This is a genomic window from Aliiroseovarius sediminis (assembly GCF_022678485.1).
GTDB classification, from domain to species: Bacteria; Pseudomonadota; Alphaproteobacteria; order Rhodobacterales; family Rhodobacteraceae; genus Aliiroseovarius; species Aliiroseovarius sediminis.
The window spans coordinates 148377-160252 of record NZ_JALBYP010000035.1; the positions used below are offsets into that span (position 1 = coordinate 148377).

Genomic DNA, 11876 nt, shown 5'->3' on the forward strand with positions numbered 1-11876 from the left:
CAAGACCAAACCGTGCACGTATTGACCTGAGCGCCATTACCTGCGCTAAGCTGTAATTGTGCAAGCAGACTTGATCGCGAAGGGATGCCTATTGTAAGGCTGTGTCGCAGATAGTTTAAAGCTAAACCTCTCGGAGGAGGACACCCTTGAGCGACGACAATTACCCCCGCAAACGCGCCCTTGATTACCATGAGTTTCCGCAGCCAGGGAAGCTGGAGATCCGCGCAACCAAGCCCATGGCAAACGGTCGTGATCTGAGCTTGGCTTATTCCCCGGGGGTGGCTGAGGCGTGCATCGAGATTCAGAAAGATCCAACCGCTGCAAGTCGTTACACGGCGCGTGGCAACCTGGTTGCGGTGGTGTCGAACGGAACCGCCGTGCTGGGGCTGGGCAATATCGGGGCGCTGGCCTCAAAGCCCGTGATGGAAGGCAAGGCCGTCCTGTTCAAGAAGTTTGCCAATATCGACTGTTTCGATATTGAGCTGGACCAGAATGATCCCGAAAAGCTGGCCGAGATCGTTTGCGCGATGGAGCCAAGCTTCGGCGCGATCAATCTGGAAGACATCAAGGCTCCGGATTGTTTTATCGTTGAACAAATATGCCGCGAGCGGATGAACATTCCCGTGTTTCACGACGACCAGCACGGCACCGCCATCGTTGTAGGTGCTGCGGCCACCAACGCGTTGCGCGTCGCGGGCAAATCGTTTGATCAGATCAAGGTTGTGTCCACCGGCGGGGGGGCTGCGGGCATTGCCTGTTTGAACATGCTTCTAAAGCTGGGCGTGAAGCGCGAAAACGTCTGGCTGTGTGATATCGATGGGCTGGTCTATGACGGGCGCAAGACTGATATGACACCGCAAAAAGCAGCCTTTGCGCAAGGGACAACTCCGGCAACGCTGGACGAAGTAATTGACGGCGCTGACCTGTTCCTTGGCCTGTCTGGACCTAGCGTATTGAAGTCCGAAATGGTTGCCAAGATGGCGAAGCGCCCAATCATTTTCGCTCTTGCCAACCCTACGCCCGAGATCATGCCGGACGAGGTGCGCGCGGTTGCGCCCGACGCCCTGATCGCGACCGGGCGGTCGGATTTTCCGAACCAGGTCAACAACGTCCTTTGTTTCCCGTTCATCTTCCGCGGCGCGCTTGATGTTGGCGCGACCGAGATCAACGACGCGATGCAACTGGGTTGCATCGAAGGAATCGCGGCGCTCGCCCGCGCCACCACATCCGCAGAAGCCGCCGCCGCCTACAAGGGCGAGCAGCTGACATTTGGCGAGGATTATCTGATCCCCAAACCCTTCGATCCACGTCTGATGGGGGTTGTCGCGACTGCTGTCGCCAAGGCAGCAATGGAAAGCGGTGTCGCAACGCGACCTGTGGATGACATTGACGTTTACAAAGAAACGCTGGACGGCTCGGTTTTCCGCTCGGCCCTGATCATGCGCCCGGTATTCGAAGCCGCCGCCACCGCCGAACGCAGCATCGTCTTTGCCGAAGGCGAGGATGAGCGGGTGCTGCGCGCCGCCAATGCGATGCTCGAGGAAACCACCGACGCGCCGATCCTGATCGGGCGACCAGATGTGATCGCGCAGCGTTGCGAACGCGCAGGTCTGTCGATCAAGGCCGGCCGTGACTTCCAGATCGTGAACCCGGAACGCGACGACCGGTATCGCGACTATTGGGGGGCTTACCACCAGATCATGGCGCGCAGTGGCACCACGCCCGACCTTGCCAAGGCAATCCTGCGCACCAACACCACCGCGATTGCTGCGATCATGGTGCATTTGGGGCAAGCCGACAGCATGATTGCCGGCACGTTCGGACAATACCTATGGCACCTGAATTACATCCGGCAAATCTTGGGTACGGATGGATTGCACCCGGTTGGCGCGCTTAGCCTGATGATCTTGCAAGACGGCCCTCTGTTCATCGCCGACACCCACGTTCACAACACGCCCAGCGCGCAAGAGATTGCCGAAACCGTCTGCGCCGCCGCCCGCCATGTCCGCCGCTTCGGGGTCGAACCGAAGATCGCGCTGTGCTCGTATTCTCAGTTCGGCAACCATGCCGGCGACAGCGGCATACGCGCGCGCGAGGCGTTGGATATTCTGGACAGCAAGCCGCGCGACTTTGCCTATGAAGGCGAAATGCATGTGGACGCAGCCCTTGATGTCGATGTGCGCAACCACATCTTCCCCGGCGCCCGTTTTGACGGGCCTGCGAATGTGCTGGTGTTCACCAATGCCGACGCTGCCAGCGCCGTGCGCAACACGGTCAAGGTCAAGGGCGGCGGGCTTGAGGTCGGGCCGATCCTGATGGGCATGGGCAACCGCGCCCATATCGTGACCCCGTCGATCACTGCACGTGGGCTTCTGAACATGTCGGCGGTCGCGGGCACGCCGGTTGCCAAGTATGGCTAACGCGCGTCGATCCGGGGCGACTCGGGTCTGACAGCCTTTGCAAGGTGGGGTTTGCAAGTTTGCAAATTCCACCTTTTTCAAATTTCCAGGGCCTGTTCTTCTGAGGTTTGCAAAAATTTGCACCACACTCAGCCATTAATTGCAAATTTGACTGCTAAACCGTCGCACCTTAAAACGCCGCGCTTGCCCTGATGGCGGGCAGAAGCGTAACAATTTGTCTAAGGGAAACTGGAGAAAGTGCACCATGGCATACAAAGACGTATACGCAGCCTGGCAGGCCGACCCCGAGGCCTTCTGGATGGACGCCGCCCAAGCGATCGACTGGGATAAACTCCCGTCCAAGGCGCTTTTTGACGAGAACGCGCCGCTTTACGAATGGTTCTCGGATGGCATGGTGAATACCTGCTACAACGCGGTCGACCGGCATGTGGAAAACGGGCGGGGCGATCAGGTGGCGATCATCTATGACAGCCCGATCACTGGACGTCAGGCCAAGATCACCTATGCCGAGCTTAAGACACGCGTCGCCGCGCTGGCCGGCACCTTGCAAGAGAAGGGCGTTGAGAAAGGCGACCGCGTCATCATCTATATGCCGATGGTGGCTGAGGCCCTGATGGCGATGCTGGCCGTCACCCGCATCGGTGCGATCCATTCGGTCGTGTTCGGCGGGTTTGCATCCAAAGAACTTGCGGTGCGGATTGACGATGCGAAACCCAAAGCGATCATCGCGGCATCCTGCGGGATCGAGCCGGGACGCGTCGTCGCCTATAAGCCGCTTCTGGACGGTGCCATCGACATCGCCGAACACAAGCCCGATTTCACCATAATCCTTCAACGCGAAGAAAGCCCCGCTGATCTGATCGAGGGGCGCGATCACGATTGGGCCGACCTTGAAGCAAGCGCCACTCCTGCCGATTGCGTTCCGGTCGAAGGTAACCACCCGGCCTATATCCTCTATACCTCTGGCACGACCGGGCAGCCAAAGGGCGTCATCCGTCACACCGGCGGGCATCTGGTGGCGCTGAACTGGACCATGAAAAACATCTATAACGTCGATCCCGGCGATGTGTTCTGGGTGGCGTCCGATGTGGGCTGGGTCGTGGGGCACAGCTATATCGCCTATGCGCCGCTGATCCACGGCAACACCACCGTCGTGTTCGAGGGCAAACCCGTCGGCACCCCCGACGCCGGCACTTTCTGGCGGGTAATCTCGGAACATAAAGTCAAAAGCTTCTTCACCGCCCCCACCGCCTTTCGCGCGGTGAAGCGCGAAGATCCCAAGGGCGAGTTCATCAAGAAATACGATCTGTCCTGCCTGAAACAGGTCTATTTGGCGGGCGAACGCGCCGATCCGGATACCATCGTCTGGGCGCAAGAGCAGTTGCAAATGCCCATCGTGGATCACTGGTGGCAAACGGAGACCGGTTTTGCTATCGCCGCGAACCCGCTGGGGATTGAAGAGTTGCCGACGAAGCTTGGCTCGCCTTCGGTGCCGATGCCGGGTTATGACGTGCAGATTCTGGATGAAGGCGGGCATGAATTGCCTGCGGGCGAGTTGGGTGCGATTGCCATCAAACTGCCCCTGCCCCCCGGCACTTTGCCCAACCTATGGAACGCCGAAGAACGGTTCAAATCCAGCTATCTGAACACGTTTCCCGGTTATTACGAAACGGGGGATGCGGGTTACAAGGATGAAGACGGATACCTTTACATCATGGCCCGCACCGACGACGTGATCAACGTCGCGGGCCATCGCCTGTCCACCGGCGGGATGGAGGAAGTTTTGGCCAGTCACCCGGACGTCGCCGAATGCGCGGTAATCGGCGTGACCGATACGTTGAAAGGTCAATTGCCGCTTGGGCTGATCTGCCTGAACGCCGGCACCGACCGCCCGGACGATGAGGTGGCGGCAGAATGCGTCAAACTGGTGCGCGAAAAGATCGGGCCCGTTGCGGCATTCAAATTGTGCGTCGTCGTGGACCGACTACCCAAGACACGGTCCGGCAAAATTCTGCGCGCCACCATGGTTTCGATCGCAGACGGCACGGATTACAAGATGCCGGCGACCATCGACGATCCAGCCGTTCTGGACGAGATCCGCGATGCACTGCAAAGCCTTGGGTATTCGCAGTAAATGCTGGCAAATTCGCACCAAAATCTCCTCTGACAGCGGTTCGGAGGAGATTTTTTGGATTTTTACCCCCTATATGAATACAACCATATCGTAAGGGGTAAATATCTGTGGGTGGAGCGATGGATTATGGACGAACATGCTGACTGCGCCGACGCGGCGCTGACGTCTGCTGGTCGTGTCGCTGATGATACGCAACCCTTGGCGATGGTTCTGGCGCCAGCGCGCACAGTTGATCTATTTCCGGAAACGGCATTTGACGAACTTGGCTGCATGGCGACCTACGCCGATACGATCGACGATGCAAAGGCCATCTGCGCGCGCGATAAAATTGATCTGATGGTCCTGCCGTTGCGCATGGATGATCGCAACGTGCTGCCGTTTATCCGCGACGTTCTGATGAAACACGAAGATCAGGCGATCGTAGTCGTATCGCAAAGCGATCAAATCGACGACGCGGCCGAGGCGATGCGACTGGGCGCACAAGACTGCATTTTCATTCCGTTCACCGAAAACCGGTTAAAGAAGACCATTAGGACCGTGCTCCAAAAACAGGCGCGGCGCTTGGGTCGACAGGTTTCTCATGGTCAAAAGGGGCAGCCGCTCGCGCCCCGCCCCGCGCCAACGCCGCCCGACACGGCCTTGTCATCAGTCCCGGCTACATCCGAACAGCGGCACGGGATGGTCTTGTCAGATCTGTCAATGAAACCTGTTTTGCGCGCGCTCGACAAGATCGCGTCTTCTTTGGCACCGGTCTTCATCAACGGCGAAACAGGCACGGGAAAAGAGGTTCTGGCCCGCGCCATTCATGCCGAAAGCCGCCGGTCGAGCAACCCGTTTGTGGTGATCGACTGTGCGCGGCTGACCTCGGAAACACTGGGACAAGAGGTTTTTGCAGATCACCGCAACACGTCCGACGGCGCAGCAAGGACCGCCGACGGCAGGACACTTTTTCTGGATGAAATTGCGCGCACGGACCTGGCCGTGCAAAAGCAGTTGCTGCGTTTTCTGGACAGCGGAGAGATCGCCCCACAAGGCACCCTGCAAGCATCGAAAGTAGACACGCGCATCATCTGTTCCAGCACGGAAAATCCCCGCGCTGAGATCAAGGCGGGACGGTTGCGCGCGGACCTGTTTTACCGGTTGCATGTGGTGCCGATCACTCTGCCCGCCTTGCGGGACCGCGGCGACGATATCCTTGCAATCGCCCATTCCAAACTGCTTCAAACCTCCCGGCATGAAGGCCGGAAATTTCATGGGTTTAGCGCAAGTGCAGTTGATATCCTGACCCAGCACTCATGGCCGGGCAACATTCGCCAACTTATAAATGTCATCTGGAATATTGTGCTACATCATGATGCGGAATGGGTCACAGCTGACATGCTACCAGACGAAATACTGACTGATCACCAAGCCCCTGGCGATCAAACCCTGCCTGCACCCGCATTGACTGCAAGCGGGCTGGTAGGACGCCCGCTAGCCGAAATCGAACGCATCGCGATTGAGGAAACAATCAGGTCACAGGGCGGTTCCATTCCAAGGGCCGCGCAGGTATTGGGGGTGTCACCGTCGACCATCTATCGCAAGCGCGACGGCTGGGAGGATCTCTAGCCGTCGGTCAGACGAATTGCTCTCGAATCAACCGCTCCTCCAGCCCGTGGCCGGGATCAAACAGGATACGGTGGGCGATCTGGTCGTTCGATTGGATTTCGACTGACACGACGTTGCGCACCGACCGCCCATCCGCGTCCGCCATCACCGGACGTTTTTCATGTTGCAGCACGTCGAAACGCACCAGCGCATCTTTCGGCAGCAGCGCCCCCCGCCAGCGCCGCGGGCGAAACGCGGCAACGGCGGTCAGGGCCAACACGTCCGACCCGATGGGCAAGATCGGGCCATGCGCGGAATAGTTATAGGCGGTCGACCCCGCAGGCGTGGACAAAAGCGCACCGTCGCAGGCCAGTTCATCCAGCCGCATCCGCCCATCGACACTGATTTGCAACTTTGCGGCTTGCGGACCAATCCGCAGCAGGCTGACCTCGTTGATTGCCAAGCCGGTATGCACCTTTCCATCCGCGTCCTCGGCACGCATGGAAAGCGGGTTTATCACCTCTTCTTCGGCAGCGATCAGCCGTTCGATCAGGTCGTCGGGCGAATATTCGTTCATCAGGAAACCAACGGTGCCGCAATTCATCCCATACACCGGCGCGCGCAGATCCTGAGTGTCGTGCAACGTCTCTAACATGAAGCCATCGCCGCCCAGTGCCACGATAATATCCGCCCGGTCCGGTTTCACCGTGCCGTATCGTGCAACCAGCTCATCCAGTGCCGCCTGTGCGATTTCGGCATCGCTTGCGACAAATGCGATCTTACGGCTCATGTGTGGGTTTCCTGATTGACTGCCTTCGTTTCCGAAAGAAACACAAGTTTCCGCAAAGTGCCAGAAATTGCCGCGTCTTTGTCCGTCCACGTCGCTTTGAGGGCTTGTGATTGGCGGGGTTTCCGATAGGAAATCCCAATATCCGGCCTCCAACCTAAGGAAGATGCGCATGACTGCCACACGTGACCAAGGTTTCTTCACCGAATCTCTCGCCGCCCGCGACCCTGAACTTTACGGCTCAATCACTGACGAACTGGGCCGCCAGCGCGACGAGATCGAACTGATCGCATCGGAAAACATCGTGTCCCGCGCCGTGATGGAGGCGCAAGGGTCGGTTCTGACCAACAAATATGCTGAGGGCTACCCAGGCCGCCGTTATTATGGCGGGTGCCAATATGTGGACGTCGCCGAGACTCTGGCGATCGAGCGCGCCAAGGAACTGTTCGGCTGCGAATTTGCCAACGTGCAGCCCAATTCGGGGTCGCAGGCCAACCAAGGCGCGTTCATGGCGCTGATCCAACCCGGCGACACGATCCTTGGCATGGATCTTGCGTCGGGCGGGCATCTGACGCACGGCGCACGGCCCAACCAGTCGGGCAAGTGGTTCAATGCCGTGCATTACGGTGTGCGCAAACAGGACAACCTGATCGACTACGACCAGATGGCCGAGCTTGCCAAGGAACATAAGCCGAAGCTGATCATCGCAGGTGGGTCCGCCATCCCGCGCCAGATCGACTTTGCCAAGTTCCGCGAGGTCGCCGACAGCGTCGGTGCCTATCTGCTGGTCGACATGGCGCATTTCGCCGGGCTGGTGGCGGCGGGCGAACATCCCTCGCCGTTTCCCTATGCGGATGTGGCGACCACGACGACCCACAAGACCCTGCGCGGCCCGCGTGGCGGTATGATCCTGACCAATCGCGAGGATCTGGCCAAGAAGTTCAACTCGGCCATCTTCCCCGGATTGCAGGGCGGCCCCCTGATGCATGTGATCGCCGCCAAAGCCGTCGCCTTTGGCGAGGCGCTGCGCCCTGAATTCAAAACTTATCAGAAACAAGTGCGCGCCAATGCGGTCGCGCTTGCCGATCAGTTGATGAAGGGCGGGTTGGACATCGTCACCGGCGGCACCGACACGCACCTGATGCTGGTCGATCTGCGTCCCAAGGGCGTGACGGGCAACATCGTCGACAAGGCGCTTGGCCGCGCGCATATCACCTGCAACAAGAACGGGATTCCATTTGACCCGGAAAAGCCCACCGTGACCTCGGGCATTCGGCTGGGCACTCCCGCCGGCACCACACGCGGCTTCGGCGAGGCCGAATTCCGCGAGATCGGCGATCTGATCGTCGAGGTGGTCGACGGGCTGGCCGCCAACGGGGAAAACGCCAATGACGCGGTCGAGGAAGCTGTGAAAGCCAAAGTGGCCAAGTTGTGCGCGCGTTTCCCGCTTTATCCAAACCTCTGATCAAGCCCGCAGGCTGCGCGTCGCTTCGCACAAAACGATTATTAGAACACTGAAAGGCCCCGGTACATCGCCGGGGCTTTCACTTTTTCAACATCTGACAGTTTTCAAAGGGCCATGCCTAGATCAGCCCCCGCCAGGCGATCATGCCCGCCACCAAAAGAGCAACGACAAGAAGGCTGAACAACACACTGGACGCCACGCTGATCAGAACAGCCCGGCGCCTGTCCCATGGGTCGACTTGATGCAAATAATGTTCCAGCGCGTCGGCGGATTTCGCTAGCCGCTGCGCGTCGATCTGCCGTCCGAGTTTGGGATGCGACGACAGATGCATGGCTTCGACCAGTGCAGCCCCATCCCGACGCAAATGTCGCGGCAACAGACGCCCGGCGCGGCGAAGCTTGGTTTCAAAGTCCGCGCCGCGAACATCCAGCCGCCGTTCCAGCAATTGGCTCAGCCGCTCTGTTCGTGCATGCAGATCCACATCGCGCCCCTTACCTTTCGCATCCCCTCTTCGCCGCCAGCATAACGACACACCTCATAGGACGGAAAGGGCCAAAGCGCGGAAAAAGGGGTTCAAGCGCACGCGAAGGAGCGTTATCAAGCAACATGCTTGAAATGCTGACATATGGTACCGATACGGTGCAGCCTCCGATCCTGATTGCACATGGTCTTTTCGGCTCGGCGCGCAACTGGGGTGTGATCGCCAAACGTCTTTCAGAAACGCGCCGCGTGGTCAGTGTGGATATGCGCAACCACGGGCAAAGCCCTTGGGCGGCCAGCCATACCTATCCTGACCTTGCCGGCGATCTGTCCGAGGTGGTGGCCAGCATCGGCAAGCCAGCCGATGTAATTGGGCATTCGATGGGCGGCAAGGCAGCGATGGTGTTTGCCACCAGCCAACCGCAGATGGTTCGTCGCTTGGTGGTGGCTGATATCGCGCCTGTCGCCTATTCTCACAGCCAGCAATCCATGATCGATGCCATGCGTGGTATCGACCTGTCACAGGTCAAGACCCGTGGCGATGCCGAGCGACAACTGGCGCAGTTGATTGACGAGCCATCCGTGCGGGCCTTCCTGCTACAATCGCTGGACGTGAAGGCGCAGAAATGGCGACTGAATCTTGATGTTCTGGACCGGGACATGGATCTGATCACCGGTTTTCCCGACATAAATGGGCAGTTCGACGGTCCGACACTGTTCTTGTCTGGTGCAGCGTCAGATTACGTGCGCCCTGACCACCGGCCCAAGATCAAACAAATGTTTCCTAAAGCTCGCCACGCCAAAATCATCGGCGCAGGTCACTGGTTGCACGCAGACAAACCGCGAGAATTCGAAGCATCAATAAGCGCGTTTTTCAGCACTTGAGCAGAGGGCATGGCTGGCTTGAAAAGTTGAAAACTTGCCGCGACCCATGAGGTGAAATGCTGCGCCGCTCAGGAAAACGGCTGATTTAGGCATGCAATCTTCCGGGAATCTGCGGGGCAAGCTGAGAACAAGTTTTCATTCAGGTCAAAGACCACAGCTCAGCAGCAAAGCGTGGCAATCGTTTCTTAGCAAATATAATCTTGATACCAGTATAAGCAGATGAGCAACATGCTATGACAACCCACTTGCAGAGAGCTTTATCCACGCATGGAACCGAGAGCGGGTCTGACGGCGGACATCCACCATACGTGACGCTGAAGGCGTTAGCCGTGTTCAATTACACCGAGGTGCTTTCCAATCCAACACGCAAACACACCAACAACGGTATACTGTCGTCCGTTTCAAGAAACCGATAATAAGCGCTGCAGGTATCTAGGAAGCCAGACACGCCTCCATTTGAACCTCGCGTATCGGTGGTTCCGTCGCCTTGTGTTTATGCACCAAGTGACATTTTTCCGGCCAAGGAATGCCGCCTGCATTCTGTAGTTTCTGCCGCCCAGGATGACGCCCTATAACCCATAACGACCGACATCCCTAAAGCCGCGAGTTTCTTGACGTCACAGACTATGCAAAGTTCCTAGCTGAAATGCCGATATTTCTGGGGCCACGTGCGATGCAATCCGCCATGTGCGGCAAAGCTGGCTCTGGCCCAGTTAAAAACGAGAGGGATGGTGGAGCCTAGCGGGGTCGAACCGCTGACCTCTTGCATGCCATGCAAGCGCTCTACCAACTGAGCTAAGGCCCCATCCAGTGGCGTTTCCGCCGTCTTTGCGCGGTATCTATGCAAAGGCGCCTATGGGTTCAAGACCAAAAAAGCGCCTTTGCGAAAAATTCGATACCAGCTTAGTCGTCGTCGTCCGCGGCGACGTCGGCAATCTCGTCCAGCGGCACGTCAGCGTCGTCTTCGTCGTCCAGAACGTCATCGCCCAGATCGACATCTGCCGCATCTTCGTCGTCGTCATCTTCCAGAACCGCATCGGCGTCATCCACCAGATCGTCCTTCGTTGTCGCCTTGTCTTCCTTGTCGGCAACCATAGTGCGCGATGCTTTTCCGGTTTCGAGGTTCACAACCTCACCCGTATACGGGCTGACCACCGGATCGGCGTTCAGGTCGTAAAAGCGTTTACCGGTCGTTGGGCAGACGCGTTTAACGCCCCATTCTTCCTTGGGCATGTAAAACCCTTTCCGTTCTGTCTAAGTCGTGCGAGATTTGCGCCAACTGACACATGAATGCAGGGGTGTCAAAGCCTTTTCCCATCATGGGCGAATACCGTGGCATTTGTAAGGAAAAAGGGACCGAATGTTCTGGTCAAAGAAGACGGACCGGCTGACCAAGGCCGAGCGGATTGATCTGGGCGAAGCGCCCTCGGTTGCGGTTCTTTTGCGCCCGTCGACGCGCGCGAGGCGTTTGTCGTTGCGAGTGTCCAAGCTGGACGGACGTGTGACCCTGACGGTGCCACAAGGCGCGTCCCGGACCGAGGCGGTACGCTTTGCCAAAGACCGCGCTGATTGGATTCGCAAGCATCTGGCCGACACCGTGCCCGAACTGCGGCCCATGATCGGTGACAACATTCCGTTTCTGGGCCAGCCCCACCAGATCGTCACCGCCCCCGTGCGTGCCGGGCGCGTTGAGGACGGGCAGATCCTTTTACCACAAGGCGATCGCACGCAAACCTGTGCCCGACTTGAGGTATTGCTGAAAGCCGAGGCCCGCAACCGTCTGTCACGCGCAAGCGCGCGATATGCCCGACAGGTGAACCGTGATTTCGGACGGCTGACGCTGCGCGACACGCGGTCGCGATGGGGGTCGTGCAGTTCTGAGGGGAACCTGATGTATTCTTGGCGTTTGGTGATGGCACCGGAAGGGGTGCTGAATTATGTCGCCGCACATGAGGTTGCGCATCTGGTCCATATGAATCACTCGGCCGCCTTTTGGGCGCAAGTGGGCGACATTTACCCGGGTTATCAAACGCCGCGAAAGTGGCTCCGTGACCACGGTTCACTTCTGCACCAGTACCGTTTTCGCGACTAGGGCAAGGCACTGTTGACGTTGGGCGG

At 58.4% G+C, this 11876-nt stretch carries 9 protein-coding genes and 1 tRNA gene; 6 read left to right on the forward strand and 4 right to left on the reverse strand.

Annotated features, from left to right (window positions below):
* Nucleotides 1-146: 146 nt before the first annotated feature.
* The 3 genes from MN186_RS12175 to MN186_RS12185 all read left to right on the forward strand — a co-directional run bounded on the left by MN186_RS12175 (nucleotide 147) and on the right by MN186_RS12185 (nucleotide 6162).
* Nucleotides 147-2420, forward strand: coding sequence for an NADP-dependent malic enzyme (locus MN186_RS12175; RefSeq protein ID WP_242114637.1), 2274 nt, complete (start codon nucleotides 147-149; stop codon nucleotides 2418-2420).
* Between the two features lie 244 nt (nucleotides 2421-2664).
* Nucleotides 2665-4554, forward strand: a complete 1890-nt coding sequence (locus MN186_RS12180) for a propionyl-CoA synthetase (RefSeq protein WP_242114638.1) — start codon at nucleotides 2665-2667, stop codon at nucleotides 4552-4554.
* A 54-nt stretch (nucleotides 4555-4608) separates the two neighbouring features.
* The gene (locus tag MN186_RS12185; RefSeq protein WP_242114639.1) at nucleotides 4609-6162 is read left to right on the forward strand and encodes a sigma-54-dependent transcriptional regulator; all 1554 of its coding nucleotides are present in this window, start codon (nucleotides 4609-4611) and stop codon (nucleotides 6160-6162) included.
* Nucleotides 6163-6169: 7 nt separating this feature from the next.
* On the opposite strand, the gene MN186_RS12190 is transcribed toward MN186_RS12185, so the two are convergent.
* The gene (locus MN186_RS12190; protein WP_242114640.1) at nucleotides 6170-6931 is read right to left on the reverse strand and encodes an NAD kinase; all 762 of its coding nucleotides are present in this window, start codon (nucleotides 6929-6931) and stop codon (nucleotides 6170-6172) included.
* Nucleotides 6932-7094: 163 nt separating this feature from the next.
* Between MN186_RS12190 and glyA the strand changes: the two genes are divergently transcribed.
* A complete protein-coding gene (gene glyA, locus MN186_RS12195) occupies nucleotides 7095-8393 on the forward strand; it encodes a serine hydroxymethyltransferase (protein WP_420838932.1) in 1299 nt (432 codons plus the stop codon).
* Nucleotides 8394-8511: 118 nt separating this feature from the next.
* On the opposite strand, the gene MN186_RS12200 is transcribed toward glyA, so the two are convergent.
* Nucleotides 8512-8874 carry a hypothetical protein gene (locus tag MN186_RS12200; RefSeq protein WP_242114642.1) on the reverse strand — a complete coding sequence of 121 codons (363 nt, stop codon included), beginning with the start codon at nucleotides 8872-8874 and terminating at the stop codon, nucleotides 8512-8514.
* Between the two features lie 125 nt (nucleotides 8875-8999).
* Here MN186_RS12200 and MN186_RS12205 point away from each other — a divergent pair, with 125 nt between their 5' ends.
* A complete protein-coding gene (locus tag MN186_RS12205; RefSeq protein ID WP_242114643.1) occupies nucleotides 9000-9758 on the forward strand; it encodes an alpha/beta fold hydrolase in 759 nt (252 codons plus the stop codon).
* A gap of 729 nt (nucleotides 9759-10487) precedes the next feature.
* On the opposite strand, the gene MN186_RS12210 is transcribed toward MN186_RS12205, so the two are convergent.
* A tRNA-Ala gene (locus tag MN186_RS12210) sits at nucleotides 10488-10563 on the reverse strand.
* 98 nt (nucleotides 10564-10661) lie between these two features.
* Nucleotides 10662-10991 (reverse strand): TIGR02300 family protein, encoded by a 330-nt coding sequence (locus MN186_RS12215; protein ID WP_242114644.1) that lies wholly within the window; start codon nucleotides 10989-10991, stop codon nucleotides 10662-10664.
* A gap of 127 nt (nucleotides 10992-11118) precedes the next feature.
* On the opposite strand from MN186_RS12215, the gene MN186_RS12220 reads away from it, so the two are divergent.
* Nucleotides 11119-11850: a M48 family metallopeptidase gene (locus MN186_RS12220; RefSeq protein WP_242114645.1), complete on the forward strand. Its 732-nt coding sequence runs from the start codon at nucleotides 11119-11121 to the stop codon at nucleotides 11848-11850.
* Nucleotides 11851-11876: the final 26 nt, after the last annotated feature.